Here is a 25,798-nt window from a genome sequence, read left to right as displayed (position 1 = left end):
CGAAGCACGCCCGACCGCTCGACCAGGAGGAGTGACCAGGATGTCGCTGACCGTGCAGAAGCACCGCGAGCGGATCGGGCTGCCGGACGGCTCGCTGCTCGTCGACGGCGAGCGGCGCCAGGCCCGCTCCGGTCGCACCTGGACCCACCGCCATCCCGCCACCCAGGAGGAGATCGGGACGTTCCCGGTCGCCGGTGCCGAGGACGTGGACGACGCGGTCCGCGCCGCCCGCCGCGCCTTCGACGAGGGGGAATGGCCGGGACTGCCGGTCGGCCGCCGCGCCCGGTTGCTGCACCGCTACGCCGAATCGCTGCGGGAGCACGCCGAGGAGCTGCGCGGGCTGCAGGCGCTGGACAACGGGGTGCCGCTGTCGTTCGGCACCGTCTACGCCGGTTCCGTGGACGTCGCCGCCGACGTCTTCGACCACCACGCCGGGTGGATCGACAAGGCCGGTGGCGAGACGCTGCCGCCGTACCAGGGCGGCGACCACCTGGCGATGACGCTGCGCGAACCGATCGGCGTGGTCGCCGCGATCCTGCCGTGGAACGCGCCGTTCCTGCTGTTCGCGCAGAAGGTCGCGCCCGCGCTCGCCGCCGGGTGCACCGTGGTGCTGAAACCGTCCGAGCACGCGACGTTCTCGGTGCTGCGGATGGTGGAGCTGCTCGTCGAGGCCGGGCTGCCCGGCGGGGCGCTCAACGTCGTCACCGGCACCGGGGAGACCACCGGCGAAGCGCTCATCACCCACCCGGCGGTGGACAAGGTCAGCTTCACCGGCAGCCGCGAGGTCGGGCGGCGCATCGTCGAGGCCTCGGCACCCACCTTCAAGCGCGTCTCGCTGGAACTCGGCGGCAAGAGCCCCGCGCTGGTGTTCCCGGACGCCGACGCCGGGATGGCGGGCATGACCGCGATGGGCATGGTGACCCTGGGGCTGTCCGGGCAGGCGTGCGTCGCGCACACCAGGGCGCTGGTGCACCGCGACGTCTACGAGGAATTCCTCGGCGCGGCCGAGCTGATCGCCGCCTCGGTCACCTACGGCGACCCGTTCGACCCGGGCGTGCTCTCCAGCCCGCTGATCAACGAGCGGCAGCTGGAACGGGTGCTGGACCTGGTGGGGCGGGCGGAGCGGGACGGCGCCCGGCTGGTCACCGGCGGGGTCCGCGCCGACGGCGAGCTGGCCGCCGGGAACTTCGTCACCCCCGCGATCTTCGCCGACGTGGACAACGGGATGGAGATCGCCCGCCAGGAGGTGTTCGGCCCGGTGCTGTCGGTGGTGCCGTTCACCGACGAGGACGAGGCGGTGCGGCTGGCCAACGACACCGAGTACGGGCTCGGCGCGGGCGTGTTCACCGCCGACGCCGCGCGGGCGTTCCGCGTCGCGCGGAAGCTGCGCGCCGGCACGGTCGGCATCAACGGGTTCCAGGTCGAACCGCACCTGCCGTTCGGCGGGTACAAGCAGTCCGGGCTGGGCCGCGAAGGCGGCCGGAGCGCCTACGAGGCCTACACCGAGCTGAAGTCGGTGCTGCTGCCGCTGACCGACGAGCTGATGTGAGGTGGCCGGGTTGCGCGGCAAGGTCGCGATCATCACCGGGGCGGCGGGTGGCCAAGGCGCGGCGGCGGCGCGGCGCCTCGTCGCGGACGGCGCGCGGGTGCTGCTCGGCGACGTCGCCGACGAGGCGGGGCGGGCGCTGGCCGCCGAGCTCGGGGCGGACGCCCGGTTCCGGCACCTCGACGTCACCGACGAGGCCGCGTGGGACGGTGCCGTCGCGGCCGCCGAGGACGCGTTCGGCCCGGTCGACGTGCTGGTGAACAACGCGGGCGTGCTGCACCTGGCGCCGCTGGCCGAGACCGAGCCCGCCGACTTCGAGCGGGTGGTGCGGGTCAACCAGTTCGGCGCCTTCCTCGGCATGCGGGCGGTGCAGCGGTCGATGCGCGACGGCGGTTCCATCATCAACGTGTCCTCTGTGGAGGGACTGGCCGGGATGGCCGGTTCGATCGCCTACTCGGCCAGCAAGTTCGCGGTGCGCGGCATGACGAAGGTGGCCGCGCTGGAGCTCGGCCACCGCGGCATCCGGGTCAACTCGGTGCACCCCGGCGTGATCGACACCGCGATGGTGCGCGCGCAGGTGGGCGCCGCGCTGGACGACTTCGCCGCCGCCCGGCTCGCCCTCGGCCGCGTCGGGCGGCCCGAGGAGGTCGCGAACCTGGTGGCGTTCCTGGCGAGCGACGACAGCTCTTACTGCACCGGCGCCGAGTTCGTCGCGGACGGAGGTGCCACCGCAACGCATTCCCTGGCCAGATGACCCCGCCGCCGGGCCCGCCGGGTCGGGCACCGGCGGGGACCGAGCAGGTCGCCCGCGGCGCCGCCGCGGGCCGGACCCGGCGCGAGCGCGACGACGAGGTGGTGCAGCGATGGGCGTCGAAGTGGTGCGGTGCCGCCGCGCGGGCGGGGAGTCGCCGTGAACTCGCCCGGCTCCAGCCACCGCGTCCCCGCGAGCGCCGCGTTCGCCCAGGTCGGCAGGCTCGCCACGCTGTCCTGGGAAGTGCTGCGCGCCGTGCCCAGACGCCCGTTCCAGGTGCGGGAGTGGGTGCAGCAGGCGTGGCTGTTCGCGAGCGTCACCATCCTGCCGACCGCGCTGGTGGCCATCCCGTTCGGCGCGGTGATCGCCATGCAGCTCGGGTCGCTGACCCAGCAGATCGGCGCCCAGTCGTTCACCGGCGCGGCCAGCGCGCTGTCCATCCTGCAGCAGGCCAGCCCGTTGATCACCGCGCTGCTGGTGGCCGGGGCGGGCGGTTCGGCGGTGTGCGCGGACATCGGCGCCCGCACCATCCGCGAGGAGATCGACGCGATGGAAGTGCTCGGCGTCTCCGTGGTGCACCGGCTGATCGTGCCGCGCGTGCTCGGCGCCGTGTTCGTCGCGCTGCTGCTCAACGGGCTGGTCAGCGTGGTGGGCGTGGCCGGCGGCTACTTCTTCAACGTGGTGCTGCAGGGCGGCACGCCCGGCGCCTACCTGGCCAGCTTCAACGCGCTCGCGCAGCTGCCGGACCTCTACGTCAGCGAGCTCAAGGCGCTGATCTACGGGTTCGTGGCCGGGGTGGTCGCCGCCTACCGGGGCCTGCACCCGGCCGGCGGGCCGAAGGGCGTGGGCGACGCGGTGAACCAGGCCGTGGTGATCACCTTCCTGCTGCTGTTCGCGATCAACCTGGTGATCACCGGGATCTACCTGCAACTCGTTCCGCCGAAGGAGTTGTGATGGTCGCGACCGAGCAGTACCTGCCGCCGCCGACGCCGTGGCGGCGCCGGTTCGCGCTGCTGTTCTCCCGCCTCGGCGACGCGCTCGCCGGGCTCGGGTGGCAGCTGGCGTTCTACCTGCGGGCGCTGGCGCTGGCGCCGCTGACGTTGCGCAAGTACCCGCGGGAGACGGGGCGGCTGCTCACCGAGGTGATGTTCGGCAGCGGCGCGCTCGCCGTCATCGGCGGCACGCTCGGCGTGATGATCGGGATGACGGTGTGCACCGGGGCGATCGTCGGGTTGCAGGGCTACTCCTCGCTGGACCAGCTCGGCACCTCCGCGCTGACCGGGTTCATCGCCGCCTACTTCGACACCCGCGAGGTCGCGCCGCTGTCGGCGGGCCTGGCGTTGTCGGCGACGGTCGGCTGCGGGTTCACCGCGCAGCTCGGCGCGATGCGCATCTCCGACGAGATCGACGCGCTCGAAGTGATGGGCGTGCGCACCGTGCCCTACCTGGTGACCAGCCGGGTGCTGGCCGGGCTCGCGGCGGTGATCCCGCTGTACGTGGTGGGGCTGCTCGGTTCCTACTTCGCGTCGCGGCAGATCACCGTGTGGTTCTACGGGCAGTCGGCGGGCACCTACGACCACTACTTCCACCTGTTCCTGCCGCCGCAGGACGTGCTGTGGTCGTTCGGGAAGGTGCTGGTGTTCAGCCTCGTGGTGATCTTGACGCACTGCTACTACGGCTACACCGCGCGCGGCGGGCCCGCGGGCGTGGGCATCGCGGTCGGGCGGGCGGTGCGCACCTCGATCGTGCTGGTGGCGGTGCTGGACTTCTTCCTGAGCCTGGCGATCTGGGGTTCGACCACGACCGTGCGGATCGCCGGATGAGGCGGGCGCGGCGGGACCGGCGCGGGCACCAGCTGCTGGGGCTGGTGTTCCTGCTGGTGTCCGCGCTGTTCTTCACCTGCATGATCGGCTTCTACCGGAAGTCGTTCACGCCGGTGGTGCCGGTCGTGCTGCACACCGACCGGGCGGGCAACGAGCTGCGCGCCGGATCGGACGTGAAGGTGCGCGGCGTGCTCGTCGGCGAGGTGCGCGCGGTGCGCCCCGGACCGGACCGCGCCGAGCTGGACCTGGCGCTGCGCCCGGAGATGGCCGAGCTGATCCCCGCCGACGCCACCGCGCGGCTGCTGCCGAAGACGCTGTTCGGGGAGCGGTACGTGTCCCTCGCGCACACCGGCCCGGGCACCGGCCCGCACCTGGTCGCGGGGGACGTGATCGGGCAGGACCGCAGCTCCGCCGCCATCGAGGTGGAACGCGTCCTCGACGACCTGCTGCCGCTGCTGCAGGCGGTGCAGCCGCAGCAGCTCGCGGCCACGCTGAACGCCGTGTCGCAGGCGCTGGACGGGCGCGGCGAGCAGCTCGGCACGACGCTGCGCGACCTCGACGGCTACCTCGGCCGGTTCAACCCGTCGCTGCCGCGGCTGCGGTCGGTGCTGGGCCGCGTCGACGACGTCGCCCGCACCTACCACGAGGCGGCACCCGACCTGCTGCGCGCGATGCGGGACCTCACCACCACCAGCGGCACGATCGCACAACGGCGCGACGCGTTCGAGCACGTCTGGAAGACCACCGCCGTCACCGCGGAGAACGCGACCCGGTTCCTGGACGCCAACGGGGACAACCTGATCCGGCTCGCCGCCGATTCGCGGTCCACGGTGGACCTGCTCGCCCGGTACGCGCCGCAGTACGGCTGCGTGCTCGACCAGCTCACCCGCAGCATCCCCATCGCCGAGCGGGCGTTCGGCGCGGGTGACGCGAACCCGATGCAGAAGGTCACCATCGAGATCACCGGCAGCCGCGGGAAGTACCTGCCCGGCATCGACTCGCCCCGCTACGAGGACACCCGCGGCCCGCGCTGCTACCCGTGGGTCGAACCGCCGGACCGCTTCCCGCAGTACCCGCCCGGCGGGCCGCTGCGCGACGGCTCCACCCACCCGCCGCCGCCGAACTGCCCGGGGGAGCAGCAGCCCGCCGCCACCAGCGCGCAGTCCGCGGACGGGCCGCTGGTGAACTCGCCCGCCGAACGCGACCTGGTCGCCGCGCTGCTCGCGCCCGAGCTGCACCGCACCCCGGGCGACGTGCCGGACTGGAGCAGCGTGCTCGTCGGACCCGTCTACCGCGGAGCGGAGGTGACCCTGCGATGAGGGCCGGACTCGCCGCACCGCTGGTCAAGCTGTCGTTGTTCACGCTTGTCACCGGGCTGCTCACCGGGCTGCTCGCGATGACCATCGCGGCCTCCGACGTCGGGTCCACCACCGGCTACGCCGCCGAGTTCGACGACGCCTCCGGGCTCGGCGAAGGCGACGAGGTCCGCATCGCCGGGGTGCGGGTCGGGCAGGTCACCTCGCTGGAGGTGGTCGACGGCCGCCGCGCGCTGGCCCGGTTCCAGGTGGACGCGGCGCGGCGGCTGCCCGCGGACGCCATCGCCACCGTCAAGTACCGCAACCTCGCCGGGCAGCGCTACCTCGCGCTCGACGCGGCCCTCGACCCCGGCGAAGCCGTGCTGCCCGCCGACGCGGTGCTGCCCGTCGCCCAGACCCGGCCGGCGCTGAACCTCACCGCGCTGTTCAACGGGTTCCAGCCGCTGCTGCGCGCCCTCGAACCGGGTGACGTCAACCGGCTCTCCGGCGAGCTCGTCCAGGTGCTGCAAGGGGAAGGCGGCACCGTGCAGAGCATCCTCGCGCACACCGCGTCGCTGACCGGGACGCTCGCCGAGAAGGACCAGGTGATCGGGCAGGTCATCGACAACCTCAACGCCGTGCTCGCCCAGGTCGGCGCCCGCGGACCGGAACTCGCCGGGCTCGTCGACGCGCTGCAACGCCTCGTCAGCGGCTTCGCCGCACAGCGCGAACCCGTCGGTGACGCGGTCGCCGCCCTCGACGAGCTCACCGGCACCACCGCGGGGCTGCTGCGCGACGTCCGGCCGCCGCTGCGCGAGGACGTGGCCGCGCTCGGCGACCTGTCGGCGAACCTGAACGCCGGGCTGCCGCAGCTGGAGCACGACCTGCGGACGCTGCCGGGCCGGCTCGACTCGCTGACCCGCACGGTGAGCTACGGCAGCTGGTTCAACTTCTACCTGTGCCGCCTCACCGGAACCATCGGCATCTCCGGGCTCGACGTGCGAGCCCAGGTGCTGCCGCTGCCCCCGACCCGGATGCCCGAGAGGTGCCGCCCATGAGCACCGCGCTGCGCGACCGCGACCAGGCCACCGTCGGCGTCGTCGCCCTCGGGCTGCTGACCGCCGTGACGCTGCTGGCGTTCTTCGCGAACGACCTGCCGCTGCTCGGCGGCGGCACCACCTACTCGGCGCAGTTCACCGAATCCGCCGGGCTCGGCGCGGGCGACGACGTGGAGGTCGCCGGCGTCCGCGTCGGCGAGGTCACCGAGGTGGGCCTCGACGGGAACAGGGTGCTGGTGCGGTTCCGCGTCGAGGACGTGCCCGTCGGAGACCGCAGCACGGTGTCCATCCAGCTGAAGACCTTGCTGGGCGCGAAGAACCTGGCGCTGCGCCCCGGCGGCGCGCACCCGCAGGACCCGGACCGCACCATCCCCGACGCCCGCACCGAGGTGCCCTTCGACATCCCCGATGCCCTCGACCAGGTCGCCCGCAGCACCGGCCGGGTCGACACCGACCAGCTCGCCCGCAGCTTCCAGGTCCTGTCCGAGAGCCTGCGCGGCGGGGAGCAGCACCTCGGCGGCGCCGTGGACGGGCTCGCCGCCCTGTCCCGCACCATCGCCTCCCGCGACGAGCAGCTCGCCGACCTGCTGCACCACGCCGCCGACGTCAGCGGCATCGCCGCCGACCGCGACGCGCAGGTCGCCCGGCTCGTCGGCGACGGGAACCTGCTGCTCGGCGAACTCCAACGCCGCCGCGACGCCATCGGCTCGCTGCTGCGCGGCACCCAGGAGGTCTCCGCGCAGCTGCGCGGGCTCGTCGCCGACAACCAGCAGCGGCTGAACCCGGCGCTGCGCGAGCTGCAGCAGGTCACCGCCATGCTGCAGCGCAACCAGGACCAGGTGGCGGCCACCATCGCCGCGCTGCGGCCCTACGTGACCGGGTTCAACAACACCGTCGGCAACGGGCGCTGGTTCGACGGCTACCTGTGCGGGCTGGTGCCGCCGACCGTGGACGCCGGCCCGCTGCAGATCAACCCGCACGGCTGCGACCTCCGCGGAGGTGGACGATGAACCGGAGACCGGCGACGGCGCTGCTCGCCTTCGGCTGCGTGCTGGTGCTGCTGCTCAGCGGCGCGCTGTGGTGGGTGCTGCGCGACCCGGGCACCCGCATCACCGCCTACTTCGAGCGGGCCGTGGGCCTGTACCCGCAGTCGTCGGTGCGGGTGCTGGGCGTCGAGGTCGGCCGCGTCACCTCGGTGCGGCCCGAAGGCGGCCGGGTGCGGGTGGAGCTGAGCGTGGACCGCGAGCTCCGCGTCCCCGCCGCGGCGGGCGCGGTGGTGGTGGCCCCGAGCCTCGTCAGCGACCGGTACGTGCAGCTCACCCCCGCTTACGAGGGCGGCCCGGAGCTGGCCCCCGGCGCGGTGCTCGGCACCGACCGCACGATGGTCCCCGCCGACCTCGACGACCTGTACCGCAGCGCCAACGCGCTCACCGAAGCCCTCGGGCCGGACGGCGCCAACCGGGACGGGGCGCTGTCGGACCTGCTCGGCACCGCCGCGGCGAACCTCGACGGCAACGGGGCGAAGCTGAACGAGACGGTGCGGCGGCTCGGCGAACTGTCGGCCACCCTCGACGGCTCGCACGACGACCTGTTCGCCACCGTCGACCACCTCAACGAGTTCACCGCGACGCTGGCCGCCAACGACGCGCAGGTGCGGGACTTCCACACCCGGCTCGCCGACGTCTCCGGGTTCCTCGCCGACGAGCGGCAGCAGACCGCCGCCGCGCTGAGCTCGCTGACGGCCGCGCTCACCGACCTCGACGGGTTCGTGCGGGACAACCGGGAATCGGTGACCGCCAACGTGGACCAGCTCGCCGACGTGACCAGGGCGCTGGTGGAGCAGCGGGAAACGCTCGGCGAAGTCCTCGACATCGCCCCGACCGGGATGAGCAACTTCATCAACGCCTACGACGCCGCCTCCGGCACCGTCGCGGTCCGCGCCAACATCAACGAGCTGACGTTCCCGCCGGTGCTGTTGGTGTGCAAGCTGCTGGAATCCGCCGCGCCCGCGCAGGTTCCGCCGGAGCTGGGGCGGACCTGCGCGGGGCTGGCCGGGGTGCTCGACGGTGCCGTCCCGCTGCCCTCGCCCGGGGAAGCGGTGGACCACCTCTCCCGCGGGGAGCTCCCGCCGCTGCCGCTCGGCCTCGGTGGCCCGTGATGCGCCGGGCGCTCGGCTGCTGCGCGCTGCTGCTGGTCACCGGGTGCGGCGCCTCGGTGCAGGACGCGCCGCTGCCCGGCGGCGCCGACCTCGGCGACCACCCGTACGAGGTGCGGGTGCGGTTCGCCGACGTCCTCGACCTGGTGCCGCAAGCCGGGGTGAAGGTGGACGACGTGCCGGTCGGGAAGGTCCGCGGCATCGGGCTCGCCCCCGACAACGCGACCGCCGTGGTCACGCTCGTCGTCAACGGGGACGTGCGGCTGCCCGCCAACGCCGAAGCGCGGCTGCGGCAATCCAGCCTGCTGGGGGAGAAGTTCGTCGAGCTCGCCCGGCCCGCCGAACCCGCGGGCGGCCCGCTGCGCGACGGCGCGGAGATCCCGCTGGAGCGCACCGACCGCAACCCGCAGGTCGAAGAGGTGCTCGGCGCGCTGTCCCTGCTGCTCAACGGCGGCGGCGTCGCGCAGCTCAACGGCATCGTCGAGGAACTGGACCGCGCGCTCGGCGGCAACGAACCGCAGGTGCGCTCGCTGCTGTCCCGAGTGGACGAAGCGGTGTCCCGGCTGGACGAGCAGAAGCAGGACATCACCCGCGCGCTCGACGGGCTGAACCGGCTCTCCGCCGACCTGCGCGGACAGCTCGACGACCTCACCACCGGCCTGGACGGGCTCGAACCCGGACTGCGCGTCCTGGAGCGGCAGCGCGGCGACCTGGTGCGAATGCTGCGGGCCCTCGACCGGTTCTCCCAGGTCGCGGTGCGCACGGCCGACGCGAGCCGGGACGACCTGGTCGCCGACCTCGACGCGCTCGCGCCGACGCTGCGCGAACTCGCGAAGGCGGGCACCGACCTGCCGAAGGCCATCGGCTACCTGGCCAGCTACCCGTTCCCGGAGAACGCGATGGTCCCGCTCAAGGGCGATTTCGTGAACGTCGACGTGGACCTCGACCTGGACCTGACCAGCGTCCTCGGCAACCTGTCGAACAGCAGCGGGCCGCTGTTGCCGCTGCCCGGGATCTCCGACTCGGGCGCACCGCTACCGCTCGGGGGGCCGTGATGTTCAGCAGGGCCACGACGATCCGGCTGGGGCTGTTCCTGCTCATCGCCGTCGTCGGCATCGGGTTCACCGGCGCCCGCTACGCGGGACTGGACCGGTTGGTCGGGGCGGGCGGCTACGCCGTCGTGGTGGAGGTGCCCGACACCGGTGGGGTGTTCACCAACTCGGAGGTCACCTACCGGGGAGTGGCCGTCGGGCGGGTCACCGGGGTGCGGCTCACCGACCGCGGAGCGGCGCTGGACCTGCACATCGACTCCGCCGCCCCGCCGATCCCCGCGGACGCGCGCGCGGCGGCGGCGAACCGCTCGGCGGTGGGGGAGCAGTACCTCGACCTGCGGCCCGACGACGAGCACGGACCGGTGCTGCGGGACGGGTCGGTGATCCCCGCCGAGCGCGCCGAACTGCCACCCCCGCCGGAATCGCTGCTGCTGAACCTGGACCGGCTCGTCGCGGACGTGCCGCTGGACGCGCTGCGCACCGTCGTCGAGGAATCCGGCACCGCGCTGCAGGGCACCGGGCCGCACCTGCAGCGGATGCTGGACAGCACCGGATCGCTCATCGCCGCCGCCGACCGCAACCTGCCGAGCACCACCGCGCTGCTGGCGAACTCCGACGTGGTGCTGCGCACCCAGCAGCAGCAATCCGGGCAGATCATCGAGTTCAGCCGCGGCCTGCGCCAGGTCGCCGAACAGCTGCGCGCCTCCGACCCGGACCTGCGGCGGCTCGCCGACGTCGCCCCGCCGGCCGCCGAACAGCTCGACGGCCTGCTGCGCGACAGCGGCACCGGTCTCGCCGCGACCACCGCGAACCTGCTCACCACCGCGCGGCTGCTCGACGTCCGCGGCCCGGCGCTGGAGAACGTGCTGGTGGCGATGCCGATGATGTCGGCCGCCAGCCACAGCGCGCAGGACGGCGACGGGCGCGGGCACCTGGGCGTGGTGCTCAACTTCTTCAACCCGCTGGCCTGCGAGAAGGGCTACGAGGGAACCGAACGCCGCCCCGGCGACGACATCACGCCGATCCCGGCGAACCCGGACATCCGGTGCGCCGAACCGCCGGACGGCCCCACCAACGTCCGCGGCTCCGCCAACGTTCCCCGCGCCCCCGTTCCCGACGCGGTCCCGGTGCCGGCCACCGCCCCGCCCCTCCCGCTGCCTCCGCGGTGATGAGCTTGTCGGTGGCACCCGGGTGGCGGAACCCCGGCGGCTCCGCCGCCGGCAGGAGAACGGCACGACCTGCCGGGCGGGTTCACGGGCCCGCGATGCGGTGGTGGAGCGCTTCGAGGCGGCGGCGGTGGCTGCGGGGGGTGCCGAAGAGGTGCGCGGCGCCGTGGGCTCGTTTCAGGTGCAGGTGCGCCTCGTGCTCCCAGGTGATCCCGAGGCCGCCGTGCAGCTGGATGCCCTCGGCCGCCACGTCCTGGTAGGTCTCGCAGCACAGCGACTTGGCCATCGCCGCCCACGCGGACCCGCGCTCGTCGCGGGTGCCGACCGCCCAGCTCGCCGCGTACGACAGCGAGCGCGCCGACTCCACCGCCACGTAGAGGTCGGCGAGCCGGTGCTTGATCGCCTGGAACGAGCCGATCGGCCTGCCGAACTGCACCCGGGTCTGCACGTAGCCGACGATCTCGCCGAGCCACCGGTCCGCGGCGCCCACGCACTCGGCCGCCAGCAGCACCGCCGCCGCGTCCCGGCAGCGCGCCAGCACCGGCCCGGCCGGCCCGATCGGCGCGGCCGGCGCCGCGGACAGCTCCAGCGCGCACATCGGCCGGGTCGGGTCCACGACCGGGTGCGGCAGCACCGCTGCCGGCTCCGCCGCCGCCTCGAACAGCGCGGGCCCGTCCGGGGCGGTCGCGACGACCAGGAACGCGTCCGCCCGCGCGCCGTCGAGCACGAAGCTCTTGCGCCCGTCCAGCCGCCACGTGCCCGCGTCGAGCCGCGCGGTGGTGGCGAATCCCGTGTCCTGCCACCAGTTCTCCGGTTCGGCCCACGCGAGCGCCACCAGCCGGTCGGCGGCGGCGATACCCGGCAGCAGCCGTTCCGCGGCCGCCGAGTCGCCCGCGGTCAGCAGCGCTTCGACGGCGAGCGCGGTGCCGCCGACGAACGGGGACGGCACGAGCCTGCGGCCCAGTTCCTCGGCGACGAGGCAGCTCTCGACGAGGGTGGCGCCGCTGCCGCCGTGCTCCTCGGGGACGGTGAGCCCGGCCGCGCCGATCTCCGCGCCGAGCCGCCGCCACAGCTCCGGGTCGTGCCCGAGCGGGGCGGGCGCCGGTGGCGGCGCGGGCACGTGCGGGCCGCCGTCCTGGTCCAGCAGGGCGCGGACGGTCAGCCGGAGGTCCTCCTGCTGCGCGCTGAACGCGAAGTGCACTTTTCCTTCCTCTCCCCGCTTCTGCTGCCGGGTGCTCGGGTGGCGGAACCTCAGCGGCCCCCTCGCTGCGGGATCGATGTCACCGGTGGCTCCGCCACAGGAGAAATCGCTGTCCTCGCGAGGGAACCGCTGAGAACCCGCGGGTGGTCGGCTTGCTCTGGTGCTCGCCGTTCAGCGGCTGCGCCGCTGACGGGGAACCGACGGGACCACCCCGTCTCGTGGCAGGAGTTCAACTGCAGGTTCCGATGTCGGCCGTGCTCCCGGCCGCTAGGGCGTCGGCGATCCGTCGGCGGTGCCAGGCGGGGTCGCCCCAGGCCGCGCGCAGTGCGGTGACCTTCAACGTCCAGAGGTGCAGCGGGTGTTCGGCGGTGTAGCCGATCGCGCCGTGCACCTGCAGCGCGGTGCGCGCGGCCAGGTGCGCGGCCTCGGCCGCGGCGAGCTTCGCGGCGGACGCGTCGCGCGCCGCGTGCGCCGCACCGGCGTCCAGCGACAGGCACGCCCCGTGCAGCAGCGGCCGGGCGAACTCCAGCCGCAGCGCCACGTCCGCCAGGTGGTGCTTGACGGCCTGGAAGCTCCCGACGGGCCTGCCGAACTGGTGGCGGTCCCGCACGTGCCGCACCGAGTCGTCCAGCAACCGCCGCCCCGCACCCAGCAGCTGCGCCGCGCACCCCAGCACCCCGGCGTCGAACGCGGCGGCCGGACGCGCCCCGGCCACCGCGGTGCCGGCCGCCCCGAGCGCCCACAGCCGCCGCACCGGATCGACCGACCGCTCCGGCGCACCGACCGGGTCCGCGCGGAGGACCCGCGTCCCGGCGCAGCGGTAGGTGGCCGCGGCCACGTCGGCGTCCAGCGCGCGCGGCACGAGCTCGTCGAACGCGACCGCCAGCACCGCCCGCCCGGCGGCGAGCTCCGGCAGCCGGTGCTGATCGGCGCTGCCCGCAAGCAGCGCGGGGGCGACCGCGACGGTCTCCACCACCGGCCCGGGCAGCCCCGCGTACCCGAACTCCTCCAGGCACACCGCGGTCTCCACCGCGCCCAGCCCGAGCCCGCCGAACTCGCCGGGCACCGCGACCCCGCACGCGCCCAGTTCGCCCAGTCGCGCCCAGCAGCGCCACCACGGCGCCGCGTCCCCGTCCGACCAGGCCCGTGCCAGCGCGGTTCCGCCGACATCGGCCAGCAGTGCGCGCAACGACTCGGCCATGTCCTGCTGCGCGGTGGTGCGGGTGAACCTCATCGCGGCTCCCGGGGCAGGCCGAGCAGCCGCTCGGCGACGACGTTGCGCTGGATCTCGTTGGTGCCCGCGTAGATCGGTCCGGCCAGCGCGAACAGGTGCCCCTCGGCCCAGGCACCGCCGTCCGGTGCGCCCGGGGAGTCGGCGGCGAGCTCCCCGTCCGGGCCGAGCAGGTCCAGCGCCGTCTCGTGCAGCGCGATGTCCAGCTCGGACCAGAACAGCTTGGTGAGGCTCGCCTCCGCGCCGATCCGCGCGCCGCCCAGCACCTTCGTCACCGTCTCGAACGTCGCCAGCCGGTAGGCCTGCGCGCCGAGCCACGCGGCCACCACCCCGTCCCGCGCCTCCCGGTCCGCGCCGCGCTCCCGCCACACCCGCACCAGCCGGCGGGCCGCCGCCAGGAACCGGCCGGGGCTGCGCAGCGACAGGCCGCGTTCGCTGCTCGCGGTGCTCATCGCCACCCGCCAGCCCTCGCCGACACCGCCGAGCACGTCCTCGTCCGGCACGAACACCTCGTCCAGGAAGATCTCCGCGAACGCGGGCTTCCCGTCCAGCCGGGGGATCGGGCGCACCACGACGCCTTCGGCGTCCAGCGGGAACAGGAAGTAGGTGAGCCCGCGGTGCCGCTGCGCGTCCGGGTCGCTGCGGAACAGCCCGAACGCGCGGTCGGCGAACGCGGCCCGCGAACTCCACGTCTTCTGCCCGGACAACCGCCAGCCGCCCGGCACCCGGTGGGCCCGGCTGCGGATTCCGGCGAGGTCGCTGCCCGCCTCGGGTTCGGACCATGCCTGCGCCCAGATCTCCTCCCCGGACGCCATCCGGGGCAGGTAGCGCTCGCGCTGCCGCGGCGTGCCGTGCTCGAACATCGTCGGCGCCAGCAGGAAGATCCCGTTCTGCCCGACCCGGCCCGGCGCCCCGGCCGCGTGGTACTCCTCCTCGAACAGCAGCCAGCGCACCAGGGACGCGTCGCGGCCGCCGAACTCCACCGGCCAGGACACCACCGACAGCCGCGCCGCGTGCAGGGCGCGCTCCCACTCGCGGTGCGCGGCGAAACCGCGCTCGGTCTCCAGCGACGGCAGCGGTTCCGGGGCAGGTTGGCCGCGAGCCACGCCCGCACCTCGTCGCGGAACGCCAGGTCCTCGGCTGCGAACGTCAGGTCCACGGCGTCCTCCGGTTCAGCGGGGCGGGCCGTCGTCGGCGGCCCGCTTCATGCCCTTCGCGTCCATGCCGGCCAGCGAGTCGCCGCCGACCTCGGCGTTGTGTGCGTGCGCCAGGTGGTGCAACCCGAACGCCGAATCGAGGCCGCTGTGCCTGCCCATCAGGTCCTCGGCCTGGTTGACGGCCTTCTTCGCCAGCGCCAGCCCGAACCGGGGCATCGCCGCCACCTCGGCGGCCAGCGCCAGCGAGGTCTCGGCGAGCCGGTCGCGGGGCACCACCTCGGTGACCATGCCGATCTCGTGCGCCCGCCGCGCGCTCAGCCGCCTGCCGGTGAACAGCAGCTCTTTCGCCACCCGCGGTCCCAGCACCCACGGGTGCACGAAGTACTCGACGCCCGGAATCCCCATCCGCACCACCGGATCGGCGAAGAACGCGTCCTCGGCGGCCACGACCAGGTCGCACACCCACGCCAGCATCAGCCCGCCCGCGACGCACGCGCCCTGCACGCTCGCGACCACCGGCTTCGGCATCTCCCGCCAGCGGCGGCACATGCCCAGGTACACCTCCTGCTCGCGGGCGAAGCGGGACTCCCCGCCGGACCGGCCGACGTGGCCCCACCACAGCCCGGCGCGGCGTTCGAAGTCCACGTCCGCGTCCCGGCCGGGGGAGCCGATGTCGTGGCCCGCGGAGAAGTGCTCGCCCGCCCCGGCCAGCACGATCGCCCCGACCTCGTCGTCGGCGCAGGCCCGGTAGAACGCGTCGTCGAGCGCGTAGGTCATCGCGGAGTTCTGCGCGTTGCGATACCGCGGCCGGTTCATCGTCACCACGGCGGTCCGCTCGACCCGCTCGTAGCGCACCACCGGTTCGTCGTCGGCCATCGTCTGCTCCTCGTCGCGGGAGTCGCCCGGCCACCCGAGGCTAGCCGACACTAGCAAGTGCTTGGTAGGGGTTGATTTTCCCGACCGCTGCTGGAGAATCCGAATCGCGACCCGGTGGAAGGCGGTGCTCGGATGGACCTCACCGACAGCCCGGCCGAAGCGGCGTTCCGCCGCGAGGTCCGCGACTGGCTCGGCGACCACCTCACCGGCGAGTTCGCCGACGCCCGCGGGCTCGGCGGCCCGGGCAGCGAGCACGAGGCGTTCGAGGTCCGGCTGGCCTGGGACCGGCTGCTCGCCGACGGCGGCTGGACCTGCCTGGGCTGGCCGGTGGAGCACGGCGGGCGCGGCGCCTCCACCGCGCAGCAGGTGATCTTCCACGAGGAGTACGCGCGGGCCGCGGCGCCGGTGCGCGTCGGCCACGTCGGCGAAGAGCTGCTCGGGCCCACGCTGATCGCCTTCGGCACCGAGCAGCAGCGCCGCCGGTTCCTGCCGGAGATCGTGGCGGTCCGCGAGCTGTGGTGCCAGGGCTACTCCGAACCCTCGGCCGGCTCCGACCTGGCGAACGTGTCCACCCGGGCGCGGCGCGACGGGCCGGACTGGGTGATCGACGGGCAGAAGACGTGGACCTCGCTGGCGCACCAGGCGGACTGGTGCTTCCTGCTCGCCCGCACCGGGCCGCCGGGGCAGCGCCACCGCGGGCTGTCCTGCCTGCTGGTGCCGATGGACCGGCCGGGCGTCGAGGTGCGGCCCATCGTGCAGCTCACCGGCACCTCCGAGTTCAACGAGGTGTTCTTCGACGGCGCCCGCACCGCCGCCGAGCACGTCGTCGGCGAGGCCGGCGACGGCTGGCGGGTCGCCATGGGCACCCTCGGCTTCGAACGCGGCGTCGGCACCATCGACCAGCAGGTGGTGTTCCGGCGCGAACTGGAACGCATCACCGAACTCGCCCGCACCGGCGGCGCCCTGGACGACCCGGTGCTGCGCGACAAGATCACCCGGGCGTGGATCGGGCTGGAGGTCATGCGGTTCACCGCGCTGCGCACCCTCACCGGCGTCGCCGAGGGCACGGCCGGGCCGGAGGCATCCATCGCGAAGCTGCACTGGGCGACCTTCCACCGCGGCCTCGGTGAACTGGCGGTGGAGGTCGCCGGAGCCTGCGGGCTGGTCGCCGCCGGAGCGCCCTACGAGCTCGACGAGGGGCAGCGGCTGTTCCTGTTCTCCCGCGCCGACACGATCTACGGCGGCTCCAACGAGATCCAGCGCACCATCATCGCCGAGCGGGTGCTCGGCCTGCCGAAGGAGGCCCGGCCGTGACCGCTCCCGCCGAACCCGCCCCGCACGCGCTGCTGACCGGCCGGACCGCGCTCGTCACCGCCGCCGCGGGAACGGGGATCGGCGCGGCCACCGCCCGCCGGATGCTGCGCGAAGGCGCCCGGGTCGTGCTCAGCGACCGGCACGAGCGGCGGCTGGAGGCCACTCGCGCCGAACTCGCCGAGCTGCCGGGCGCGCGGGTGCTCGCCGTGCCCTGCGACGTCACCGACGAGCGGCAGGTGGCGGACCTGTTCGCCGCCGCCACCGCCGAGTTCGGCCGGCTCGACGTGGTCGTCAACAACGCCGGGCTCGGCGGCACGGCCGCCATCCAGGACATGACCGATGAGCAGTGGGACGGCGTCCTCGACGTCACCCTCAACGGCACGTTCCGCTGCACCCGCGCCGCGATCCGGCACTTCCGGGACGCCGGCGGCGGGGGAGCGGTGGTGAACAACGCCTCGGTGGTCGGCTGGCGGGCGCAGGCCGGGCAGGCGCACTACGCGGCCGCGAAGGCCGGGGTGATGGCGCTGACCCGGTGCGCGGCCCTCGACGCCGCCGAGTTCGGCGTCCGGGTCAACGCGGTGGCGCCGAGCCTGGTGCTGCACCCGCACCTGGCGAAGGTCACCTCCGCGCCGCTGCTGGCCGAACTCGAATCCCGCGAGGCGTTCGGCCGCTCCGCCGAGCCCTGGGAGGTCGCGAACACCATCGTCTTCCTCGCCTCCGACTACGCCACCTACCTGACCGGAGAGGTCCTCTCGGTCAGCAGCCAGCACCCCTGAGACCCGGTGAACGAGCACCGCCCCGGGGTGGTGAGAGGATGGTGGGATGGTGGGAAGCAAGCGCTCGGCCGGGGACGTGGCGACGACCGGGTCGCGGCGGCGGGCGGAACTGCTCGCGATCGCCGCCGACCTGTTCGCGCGGCGCGGCTTCGTGGTCACCACCGTCCGCGAGATCGCCGACGCCGCCGGCATCCTGTCCGGCAGCCTCTACCACCACTTCGACTCCAAGGAGTCGATGGTCGACGAGATCCTCCGCGAATTTCTCGGCTACCAGCAGGAGCTCTACGCCGAGGTGCTGCGCGAGGAGCACGACCCGCGCACCACCATCACCGAGCTGGTGCGGTGCTCGTTCCAGGCGATGGACCGGTACCGCTCGGCGGTGACGATCTACCAGAACGAGGCGAAGCACCTGGCGCAGTTCGACCGCTTCGCCTACCTGCGCCGGGCGGGCAACGACTTCGAGCGCACCTGGACCAAGGTGCTGCAGCAGGGGCAGCGGGACGGCGTGTTCCGCGACGACCTGCACGTCAAGATCGCCTACCGGTTCATCCGGGACACGGTGTGGACCACGGTGCACTGGTACAACCCGCGCGGCAGGCTGAACGCCCAGGTGATCGCCGACCAGCACGTGACGCTGCTGTGCGAGGGGATCATGGCGCCGCGGGCGTGACCCGCGCGGCGGTCTCGCCGAGCACGCGGGCGGCGTCCGCGACGATCCGCGCCACCAGCTCCGCGCAGCCGGGCAGCTCGTCGAGCGCGCCGACCACCTGCCCGGCGGGCAGCACCCCGGCGTCGGTGTCGCCGCGCACCAGGCCCGCCTCGATCAGCGCGGGCGTGTTGGCGGCCAGCAGCACCGCGCTCCACGGCATCTCGCGGCGGCGCCGCATCGACCGGCCTTCGGCGAGCATCGCGCGCCAGGTCAGCCCGCTGCTCGCCTTGAACGCCGCCGCCCGCCGCAACGCGCCGGGCAGCCGCCGCCACCGGGATTCGGCGGTGTCGGTGAGCGCGCTGCGCAGCATCCGGTGCGGCATCCCGTCCACCCGCGCGGTCACCAGCGCTTCGTGCGCGCCCGCGGCGAGGTAGCGCCGCTTCACCTCGTCCGGCACCGGGCTGTCCCGGGTGAGCAGGAACCGGGTGCCCATGCCGATCCCGGCCGCGCCGTAGCAGAGCGCGGCGGCCAGCCCGCGACCGTCGAAGAACCCGCCCGCGGCGATCACCGGCAGGTCCACCGCGTCGAGCACCTGCGGCAGCAGCACGGTGGTGGCGACCGGGCCGGTGTGCCCGCCGCCCTCGCCGCCCTGCACCAGCACCGCGTCCGCGCCCCACGCCGCGACCTTCTCGGCGTGCCTGCGCGCCCCGACGGAGGGGATCACCACGATGCCCGCGTCCTTGAGCTTGCCGACGAGCCGTTCGGCGGGCAGCAGCGCGAACGAGGCGACCGGGACCCGTTCGCGGATCAGCAGGTCCACCCGCTGCTCGGCGTCGGCGGCATCGGCGCGCAGGTTCACCCCGAACGGCCGGTCGGTGCGCTCCCGCACCTCCCGGATCGAGGCCGCCAGCCGCTCGTGGCTCATCGTGGCGGAGGCGAGGATGCCGAGCGCACCCGCCTCCGCGGTCGCCGACACGAGCCGCGGTCCCGCGACCCAGCCCATCCCGGTCTGCACGATCGGGTGGCGCACCCCGGTCAACCGGCACAGCGCGGTGTCCAGCCGCGGCGCGCTCACGCGGGCACCTCCCGGTACCGCAGCCCGTCCGGGTCCAGCCTGCCGCGGATCAGCGCCAGCTCCTCGGCCGACGGCAGCCGGGTCTCGGCGACCGCCGAGGTGTCCAGCTCGAACCCGGTGCGCTCCTGGACTTCGCGCACGGTCACGCCCGGGTGCACCGAGCGCAGCCGCATCGTCCGGTCCGGCCCGGCGAAGTCGAGCACCGCGAGGTCGGTGACCACCACCCGCACGTCGTGGAACCGGCCGGCGGCACCGGTGGCCCGGTCGTGCCCGACACCGCAGACCAGGTCGACGCGTTCCACGAAGGTCCGCACGCCGTGCTTCGGCACCCAGTAGTTCGTGACGTGGTTGACGCTGTTGCCCGGCGCCCCGCGCACCCCGATCAGCTGCACCTTCGGCCGCTCCCACGGCCCGATCCGGGAGATGTTCTGGTTGCCGTGCCGGTCGATCTGGGTGGCGCCCATCATCACCCGCCTGCGCCCGCCCGCGAGCAGGTCGAGGACCCGGCGGTACGGCATCCAGCCCTCGGCCGTGGCCGCTTCGGACTCGCGGCCCAGCGGGGGCGGTTCGGCCAGCAGCACCGCCTCCCCGTCGGTGAGCAGCAGATCCGGTGCCGTGGTCAGCCGGGCCAGCCGGGCGCCGAGCGCGGGGATCAGCCCGAACGGGGAGGCCAGCACCTCCCCGGCGTCGTCCCAGCTGTCGGCGCAGGCCGTGGCGCACACCTCCGCCCTGGTCGCGTCCATCACCCGTTCACCTCCCGCGCCGCGTCCACCGCGGCCTGGTAGGACCGTTCGTCCCCGGCGAGGAATTCGTCGTGGAACGCCTGCCAGCTCGCCGCGTCGGCGGCGGCCGCGGCGTAGCGGCGCTGGAACGCCTCGTCCCGCTCGTGGTCCGGGGTGCAGGAGGTGAAGTGCGCGCCGCGCGGGGTCTCCGCGACCGCGTCCACGTGCGTGCGGTCCAGCAGCAGCGACTGCACCGGCCCGCCTCGCAGCAGCTCCTCGGTCGGCACCACCCGCTCGCAGCTGAGGTAGCCGTGGTCGGCGGCGGCGCACATCAGGTCGTCGAAGTACGGGTCGGGCCCGAGGTACTGGGCGTTGCCGTGCCGGTCGGCGCGGTTGAGGTGCACCAGCGCGGCGTCCAGCCGCAGTGCGGGCATCGCCAGCAGCTCCTCGCCGTCCGGGTAGGGGGAGCGCACGGTGCGCAGCTCCGGGTCGAGCGCGGGCACGTCGGAGCCGAGCCCCGCGCGGGTCGGCAGGAACGGCAGCCGCGCGGCCGCGGCGCGCAGGCCCGCCAGCACCATGCCCTCGTCGTACTCGGCGACCGCGAGCTCCCCGCGCTGGCGCGCCGCCCGGAAGTGCGGGTCCAGCGGGATCGAGTCCAGCGACACGAACCCGTGCACCACCTTCCGCAGCCTGCCCGCGGCGGCCAGCAGACCGACGTCCGGGCCGCCGTAGGAGACCAGCGTCAGATCGCGCACCTCGGTGCGCAGGATCGCCCGCACCAGCGCCATCGGTTTGCGCCGGGAACCCCAGCCGCCGATGCCGATGGTCATCCCGCTGCGCAGCCGCCCCGCGATCTCGTCGGGGCTCACCAGCTTGTCCCGCACCGCCCTCACCCTCCCCGCCGGGAGTCGCCGTGCACGAACTCCTCCCGTGCCCGGTCGGACACCCCGCTGAGGTTGAGCTCGAAGGTGAAACCCTGCTCGAACCGGTAGCTGCGGTGCACGTCCACCGGGTCGATGCCGTTGAGCGATTCCTTGGCCTTGCGGATCACCAGCGGGTCCTTCGCGGCGATCTCGCCGGCGAGTTCCAGCGCCGCCGCGGGCAGCCGCGCGGGTTCGACGACGTCCCACACCGAGCCGAAGCCGGCGAGCTGCCGCGCCGTGGCGGTGCGCCCGGTGTAGAACATGGCGCGCGCGAAGTGCGGGGGCACCAGCCGGGACAGGTGGGTGGCGGCGCCGAGCGCGCCCCGGTCCACCTCCGGCAGCCCGAAGTAGGCGTCCTCGCTCGCCAGCACCACGTCCGAGTTGCCGACCAGCCCGATGCCGCCGCCCAGGCAGAACCCGTGCACGGCGCTGATCACCGGTACCGGGCACTCGTAGACCTCGCGGAAGGCCTCGTAGCAGCCGCGGTTGACCTCGATCAGCTTGCCGTGCCCGGGGTCGGCGGCGAGTTCCTTGATGTCCACGCCCGCGTTGAACCCGCGGCCCTCGGCCCGCAGCACGAGCACCCGGACGCCGGGGTCGGCGCCCTGCGCGCGGACGGCTTCGGCGAGGTCGAACCAGCCCCGCGCGGGGAGGGCGTTCACCGGTGGGTGGTCGACGGTCAGCACCGCGATTCCGTTGTCGTGGCGGTGGATCCGGACTGTCATGGCATCACCGAACCTAGCACTTGTTAGGTTGTTGCTGGTACGGTAGCAACCGCCGCGAAGTCCTCGCCAGAGGCGGAGCGGAACCGGATTTCCCCGCAGCGGCAACGAATTCCGGAGGAGTCCCATGAGCGTCGAGATCGACCTGTCCGGCCGGGTGGCGCTGGTGACCGGCGGAACCCGCGGCATCGGCGCGGGCATCGCGGCGGTGCTGCGGCGGGCGGGCGCGCGGGTGTGGGTCTGCTCCCGGAACCCACCGGAGGCGCCACCGGAGGCCGAGTTCCGGGCGGCCGACGTGCGCGACCCGGACCAGGTGGACGAGCTGATCGCGGCGATCGTGCGCGCGGAGGGCCGGCTCGACGTGCTGGTGAACAACGCCGGTGGCGCGCCGCCCGCGGACACCGCCACCGCCTCGCCGCGGTTCCACGCGAAGGTCGTCGAGCTGAACCTGCTGGCACCGCTGCTGGTCAGCCAGCGGGCGTGGCCGGCGCTGCGGGAGACCGGCGGCTCCATCACCATGATCAGCAGCGTGGCGGCGCGGCGGCCCGCGCCCACCATCGCCGCCTACGCGGCCGCGAAGGCCGGGCTGGAGAACCTGACCCGCACGCTTTCGCTGGAGTTCGCGCCCGCGGTGCGGGTGAACGCGGTCGCGGTGGGCGTGGCGAGCACCGAGAACTTCGCCGAGCACTTCGGTGCCACGGCGCGGGATTCCGGCTTCGCGGAAGGGATTCCGCTGGGCCGCCCGGCGGAACCGGAGGAGGTCGGCGCGCTGTGCGCGTTCCTCGCCTCACCGCTGGCGGGCTACCTGACCGGGGACGTGCTGTCCGTGCACGGCGGCGGTGAGCCGCACCCGAACCTGGCGCGGCTGGCCGAGCGGTTCCAGGCGCCGGGCTGATCGGCGCCCGACGACGAGCAGGAGGTGGCCGTGACGGGAATCTGCGCGGGCAGGGTGGTCGTGGTGACCGGTGCGGCGCGCGGCCTCGGTCGCGCCCACGCGCTGGAGTTCGCCCGCCAGGGCGCGTCGGTGGTGGTCAACGACATCGGAGTCGGCCTCGACGGCGGTGGTGGGGACGCCGCGGCCGCCGACGCGGTCGTCGCGGAGATCCGGGCCGCCGGAGGCGAGGCCGTCGCCGACGGGTCCGACGTGGCCGACTGGGCGCAGGCCGAACGGCTGGTGGCGCGCGCGGTGGCGACCTTCGGGCGGCTGGACGTGCTGGTGAACAACGCGGGCTTCGTGCGGGACCGGATGCTGGTGAACCTCGCCGAGCAGGAGTGGGACGAGGTGCTGCGCGTCCACCTCAAGGGCCACGCCGCGACGATGCGGCACGCGGCCGCGCACTGGCGGGACCGGGCGAAGGCGGGGGAGCGGGTGGACGCGCGCATCGTGAACACCTGCTCCGGCGCGGGCCTGCTCGGCAGCGTCGGGCAGGGCAACTACGCGGCGGCGAAGGCGGGCATCGCCGCGCTGACGGTGAACGCCGCCGCCGAGCTCGGCCGCTACGGCGTCACCGCGAACGCGATCGCCCCGGCGGCGCGCACCCGGATGACCGAGCAGGTGTTCGCCGCGGACATGGCCCGCCCGGACGGGGGAGGTTTCGACGCGATGGCGCCGGAGAACGTCTCCCCGCTGGTGGTGTGGCTCGGCAGCGCCGAATCGGCCGCCGTCACCGGACGCGTCTTCGAGGTGCGGGGCGGCGAGGTGCGGCTGATGACCGGCTGGCGCCACGGCGCCGGCGACGACGCGGGCCGCCGCCGCGATCCGGCGGAACTCGGCGCGGTGGTGCACGACCTGCTGCGCCGCGACCCCGAACCGGAACCGGTCTACGGGGCGTGAATCCGAACAGGGCCGCAACGACGGGAGCGAGATGACCGAGGCGTACATCGTCGACGCGCTGCGCACACCGGTGGGCAAGCGCGGCGGCGGGCTCAGCGGGGTGCACCCGGCGGACCTGTCCGCGCACGTGCTCCGCGCGCTGGTGGAGCGCACCGGCGCGGATCCGGCCGCGGTGGACGACGTGGTGTGGGGCTGCGTGGACGCCGTCGGCGCGCAGGCCGGCAACATCGCCCGCACCGGCTGGCTCGCCGCCGGCTTCCCGGAGCACGTGCCGGGCGTGACGATCGACCGGCAGTGCGGTTCTTCGCAGCAGGCGGTGCACTTCGCGGCGCAGGCGGTGCTCAGCGGGACCGCGGACGTGGTGGTGGCGGGCGGGGTGGCGAACATGAGCGCCATCCCGATCGGCAGCGCGCTGCGCGCCGCAGACGGGCTGGACTTCCCCGTCGCCTACGGACCGGACTCGGGTTCGCACGGCTGGCAGCGGCGCTACGGCGACGCCGAGGTCACCCAGTTCCAGGGCGCCGAGCTCATCGCCCGCCGCTGGGGCGTCTCGCGCGCGGACATGGAGGAGTTCGCGCTGCGCAGCCACCGCCGCGCGATCGCCGCGATCGACGAGGGCCGCTTCGACGCCGAGCTGGTGCCGGTCGCCGGGGTGGAGCGCGACGAGGGGCCCCGCCGCGACACCGGGCCGGAGAAGCTGGCCGCGCTCCGGCCGCTGCGGCCGGACGGGCTGCTCACCGCCGGGGTGTCCAGCCAGCTCTCCGACGGCGCCTCGGCGCTGCTGGTGGCCTCGGAGCGGGCGGTGGCCGCGCACGGCTGGCGCCCGCGGGCCCGCATCCACCACCTGAGCGTGCGGGGCGACGACCCGGTGCTGATGCTGTCCGCGCCGATCGAGGCCACCCGGCACGCGCTGCGGAAGGCGGGGCTGTCCGCGTCCGACCTGGACGTGGTGGAGATCAACGAGGCGTTCGCGAGCGTGGTGCTGGCCTGGCAGCGGGAGATCGACGTGGATCCGGCGGTGGTCAACCCGAACGGCGGCGCGATCGCGCTCGGGCATCCGCTGGGCGCGACCGGGACGAAGCTGATGGCGACGATGCTGGGCGAGCTGGAGCGCACCGGTGGCCGCTACGGCCTGCAGACGATGTGCGAGGGCGGCGGCACCGCGAACGTCACCGTCCTCGAACGGCTCGCGGGCTAGCGCCGGCCGGGGCCACGTGGCGCGGATCACCGATCGGATGTCAGGATTCCTGCTCGGCGGAGCCATCGCTGGTCGGCCGGGTGCGGGCGGGGCCGCGCGCCCGTCCGGAGGGCGCTGAGCCGGTCCGGACCGTGTTCCGGAGTCCGCCCAGGAGGTGTGTTCTAGACCGCACGTGACCTTCTGAGGACATTTCACGTTTACCTTGCCAGGGGCGAGGTCGTCATCCGGGAGGTTCGGTTGGTGGAAGTGGACGTGGCGCGCGGGCGGCACGAGTGGATCGAACCCGGGGCGTTCGAGGTCGCGCCCGGGGTGCACCGGATCCCGCTGCCCATGCCCGGCGACGGGCTGCGCGCGGTCAACGTCTACGCCCTGGAGGACGACGACGGGCTGGCGCTCGTCGACGCCGGGTGGGCGCTGCCGGAGGCCCGCGAAGCGCTGGAGCGCGGCCTCGGGCTGCTGGGCCGCGAGCTCGCCGACGTGCGCCGCTTCCTGGTCACCCACCTGCACCGGGACCACTACACCCTCGCGGTGCGGCTGCGCGCCGAGACCGGCGCCACCATCGCCCTCGGCTCGGGAGAGCGCCCCTCGCTGGAGGCGCTGCTGGACGGCACCGCGGACCGGCAGCTCGGCAAGCTGGAACGCGCCGGTGCGCACGAGCTCGCCGCGATGGTGCGCGACGCGCTCGCCGGCGACGGCGGCGGACCGGAGCAGGACTACGAGCAGCCCGACGAGTGGCTCGACGACGGCGCCGAGGTCCGGGTCGGTTCCCGGACGCTGCGCGTGCTGGAGACCCCCGGCCACACCCGCGGGCACGTCGTGTTCGTCGACGCGGCGAACGGGCTGCTGTTCGCCGGGGACCACGTGCTGCCGCACATCACGCCGTCCATCGGGCTGGAGGCCGCCCGCACCCCGCTGCCGCTCGGTGACTACCTGAGCTCGCTGCGGCTGGTCGGCGAGCTGCCGGACCTGCGGCTGCTGCCCGCGCACGGGCCGGTCACCGGCAGCGCGCACGCCAGGGTCGCCGAACTCCTCGACCACCACGAGCGGCGGCTGGACCAGACCGAGGCCGCGGTGCTCGCTGGCGCGGCCACCGGTTTCGAGACCGCGAGCGCGCTCGGCTGGACCCGCCGGGAGCGGGCCTTCGCCGACCTGGACGAGTTCAACCGGATCCTGGCCGTCGGCGAGACCCTGGCGCACCTGGACGTGCTGGTGGAGCGCGGCCGCCTGCGCCGGTCCACATCGGACGGTGTCGACCGCTACCGGCAGGCCTGATG

24 protein-coding genes and 1 pseudogene are annotated in these 25,798 nt (G+C 74.4%); 17 read left to right on the top strand and 8 right to left on the bottom strand.

The features are described from left to right. The first annotated feature begins 40 nt into the window (after window positions 1-40). The 10 genes from H1226_RS14615 to H1226_RS14570 all read left to right on the top strand — a co-directional run bounded on the left by H1226_RS14615 (window position 41) and on the right by H1226_RS14570 (window position 10,849). The gene (locus tag H1226_RS14615) at window positions 41-1,549 is read left to right on the top strand and encodes an aldehyde dehydrogenase family protein (protein ID WP_258341204.1); all 1,509 of its coding nucleotides are present in this window, start codon (window positions 41-43) and stop codon (window positions 1,547-1,549) included. Between the two features lies 1 nt (window position 1,550). Next, window positions 1,551-2,300: a glucose 1-dehydrogenase gene (locus H1226_RS14610; RefSeq protein ID WP_258341203.1), complete on the top strand. Its 750-nt coding sequence runs from the start codon at window positions 1,551-1,553 to the stop codon at window positions 2,298-2,300. A gap of 156 nt (window positions 2,301-2,456) precedes the next feature. Continuing rightward, window positions 2,457-3,251 (top strand): MlaE family ABC transporter permease, encoded by a 795-nt coding sequence (locus H1226_RS14605; protein ID WP_258341202.1) that lies wholly within the window; start codon window positions 2,457-2,459, stop codon window positions 3,249-3,251. After that, window positions 3,251-4,120 (top strand): MlaE family ABC transporter permease, encoded by an 870-nt coding sequence (locus H1226_RS14600; protein ID WP_258341201.1) that lies wholly within the window; start codon window positions 3,251-3,253, stop codon window positions 4,118-4,120. Before H1226_RS14605 ends, H1226_RS14600 begins: the two co-directional genes overlap by 1 nt. Beyond that, window positions 4,117-5,439 carry an MCE family protein gene (locus H1226_RS14595; RefSeq protein WP_258341200.1) on the top strand — a complete coding sequence of 441 codons (1,323 nt, stop codon included), beginning with the start codon at window positions 4,117-4,119 and terminating at the stop codon, window positions 5,437-5,439. The genes H1226_RS14600 and H1226_RS14595 overlap by 4 nt, the downstream gene beginning before the upstream one ends. After that, complete coding sequence (locus H1226_RS14590; RefSeq protein WP_258341199.1) at window positions 5,436-6,473, top strand: MCE family protein; 1,038 nt, start codon at window positions 5,436-5,438, stop codon at window positions 6,471-6,473. Before H1226_RS14595 ends, H1226_RS14590 begins: the two co-directional genes overlap by 4 nt. After that, a complete protein-coding gene (locus H1226_RS14585; protein ID WP_258341198.1) occupies window positions 6,470-7,483 on the top strand; it encodes an MCE family protein in 1,014 nt (337 codons plus the stop codon). Before H1226_RS14590 ends, H1226_RS14585 begins: the two co-directional genes overlap by 4 nt. Continuing rightward, complete coding sequence (locus H1226_RS14580; protein WP_258341197.1) at window positions 7,480-8,631, top strand: MCE family protein; 1,152 nt, start codon at window positions 7,480-7,482, stop codon at window positions 8,629-8,631. The genes H1226_RS14585 and H1226_RS14580 overlap by 4 nt, the downstream gene beginning before the upstream one ends. Then, window positions 8,631-9,683, top strand: a complete 1,053-nt coding sequence (locus H1226_RS14575) for an MCE family protein (protein WP_224963293.1) — start codon at window positions 8,631-8,633, stop codon at window positions 9,681-9,683. Before H1226_RS14580 ends, H1226_RS14575 begins: the two co-directional genes overlap by 1 nt. Next, window positions 9,683-10,849, top strand: coding sequence for an MCE family protein (locus H1226_RS14570; RefSeq protein WP_258341196.1), 1,167 nt, complete (start codon window positions 9,683-9,685; stop codon window positions 10,847-10,849). The genes H1226_RS14575 and H1226_RS14570 overlap by 1 nt, the downstream gene beginning before the upstream one ends. An 82-nt stretch (window positions 10,850-10,931) precedes the next feature. Here the strand turns inward: H1226_RS14570 and H1226_RS14565 are convergent, their stop codons facing one another. The 4 genes and pseudogenes from H1226_RS14565 to H1226_RS14550 form a co-directional block, all read right to left on the bottom strand. Then, window positions 10,932-12,047 (bottom strand): acyl-CoA dehydrogenase family protein, encoded by a 1,116-nt coding sequence (locus tag H1226_RS14565; protein WP_258341195.1) that lies wholly within the window; start codon window positions 12,045-12,047, stop codon window positions 10,932-10,934. Window positions 12,048-12,276: 229 nt separating this feature from the next. Then, the gene (locus H1226_RS14560; protein ID WP_258341194.1) at window positions 12,277-13,281 is read right to left on the bottom strand and encodes an acyl-CoA dehydrogenase family protein; all 1,005 of its coding nucleotides are present in this window, start codon (window positions 13,279-13,281) and stop codon (window positions 12,277-12,279) included. Beyond that, window positions 13,278-14,437 (bottom strand): annotated as a pseudogene (locus tag H1226_RS14555) (acyl-CoA dehydrogenase family protein). Before H1226_RS14555 ends, H1226_RS14560 begins: the two are co-directional and overlap by 4 nt. A 13-nt stretch (window positions 14,438-14,450) precedes the next feature. After that, window positions 14,451-15,311: an enoyl-CoA hydratase gene (locus H1226_RS14550; protein WP_258341193.1), complete on the bottom strand. Its 861-nt coding sequence runs from the start codon at window positions 15,309-15,311 to the stop codon at window positions 14,451-14,453. Window positions 15,312-15,443: 132 nt separating this feature from the next. On the opposite strand from H1226_RS14550, the gene H1226_RS14545 reads away from it, so the two are divergent. From H1226_RS14545 to H1226_RS14535, 3 genes are read left to right on the top strand one after another with little or no spacing between them, the layout of a single operon-like run. Beyond that, window positions 15,444-16,625, top strand: a complete 1,182-nt coding sequence (locus H1226_RS14545; protein ID WP_258341192.1) for an acyl-CoA dehydrogenase family protein — start codon at window positions 15,444-15,446, stop codon at window positions 16,623-16,625. Next, window positions 16,622-17,401, top strand: coding sequence for an SDR family oxidoreductase (locus tag H1226_RS14540; protein WP_258341191.1), 780 nt, complete (start codon window positions 16,622-16,624; stop codon window positions 17,399-17,401). The genes H1226_RS14545 and H1226_RS14540 overlap by 4 nt, the downstream gene beginning before the upstream one ends. 46 nt (window positions 17,402-17,447) lie before the next feature. Continuing rightward, on the top strand, window positions 17,448-18,071 hold the full coding sequence (locus H1226_RS14535) for a TetR/AcrR family transcriptional regulator (protein ID WP_258341190.1): 624 nt from the start codon (window positions 17,448-17,450) through the stop codon (window positions 18,069-18,071). Here H1226_RS14535 and H1226_RS14530 read toward each other — a convergent pair. From H1226_RS14530 to H1226_RS14515, 4 genes are read right to left on the bottom strand one after another with little or no spacing between them, the layout of a single operon-like run. Next, on the bottom strand, window positions 18,052-19,110 hold the full coding sequence (locus H1226_RS14530) for an NAD(P)H-dependent flavin oxidoreductase (RefSeq protein ID WP_258349416.1): 1,059 nt from the start codon (window positions 19,108-19,110) through the stop codon (window positions 18,052-18,054). The genes H1226_RS14535 and H1226_RS14530 overlap by 20 nt on opposite strands. 11 nt (window positions 19,111-19,121) lie before the next feature. After that, a complete protein-coding gene (locus H1226_RS14525) occupies window positions 19,122-19,868 on the bottom strand; it encodes a CoA-transferase subunit beta (RefSeq protein ID WP_373689953.1) in 747 nt (248 codons plus the stop codon). After that, window positions 19,868-20,731: a CoA transferase subunit A gene (locus H1226_RS14520; RefSeq protein ID WP_258341188.1), complete on the bottom strand. Its 864-nt coding sequence runs from the start codon at window positions 20,729-20,731 to the stop codon at window positions 19,868-19,870. Before H1226_RS14520 ends, H1226_RS14525 begins: the two co-directional genes overlap by 1 nt. A gap of 5 nt (window positions 20,732-20,736) precedes the next feature. Further along, the gene (locus tag H1226_RS14515) at window positions 20,737-21,495 is read right to left on the bottom strand and encodes an enoyl-CoA hydratase family protein (RefSeq protein WP_258341187.1); all 759 of its coding nucleotides are present in this window, start codon (window positions 21,493-21,495) and stop codon (window positions 20,737-20,739) included. 124 nt (window positions 21,496-21,619) lie between these two features. On the opposite strand from H1226_RS14515, the gene H1226_RS14510 reads away from it, so the two are divergent. From H1226_RS14510 to H1226_RS14495, 4 genes are all read left to right on the top strand, one after another. Beyond that, on the top strand, window positions 21,620-22,387 hold the full coding sequence (locus H1226_RS14510) for an SDR family oxidoreductase (RefSeq protein ID WP_258341186.1): 768 nt from the start codon (window positions 21,620-21,622) through the stop codon (window positions 22,385-22,387). 30 nt (window positions 22,388-22,417) lie between these two features. Then, window positions 22,418-23,326: an SDR family oxidoreductase gene (locus H1226_RS14505; protein WP_258341185.1), complete on the top strand. Its 909-nt coding sequence runs from the start codon at window positions 22,418-22,420 to the stop codon at window positions 23,324-23,326. A gap of 31 nt (window positions 23,327-23,357) precedes the next feature. Continuing rightward, window positions 23,358-24,524 (top strand): acetyl-CoA C-acetyltransferase, encoded by a 1,167-nt coding sequence (locus H1226_RS14500; RefSeq protein WP_258341184.1) that lies wholly within the window; start codon window positions 23,358-23,360, stop codon window positions 24,522-24,524. Window positions 24,525-24,764: 240 nt separating this feature from the next. Continuing rightward, window positions 24,765-25,796 (top strand): MBL fold metallo-hydrolase, encoded by a 1,032-nt coding sequence (locus tag H1226_RS14495; protein ID WP_258341183.1) that lies wholly within the window; start codon window positions 24,765-24,767, stop codon window positions 25,794-25,796. The last annotated feature ends 2 nt before the right edge of the window (window positions 25,797-25,798 follow it).

The sequence above is a fragment of the Saccharopolyspora gregorii genome (assembly GCF_024734405.1).
Classification (GTDB): Bacteria; Actinomycetota; Actinomycetes; order Mycobacteriales; family Pseudonocardiaceae; genus Saccharopolyspora_C; species Saccharopolyspora_C gregorii.
This window is presented reverse-complemented; position numbering and strand designations above follow the sequence as displayed.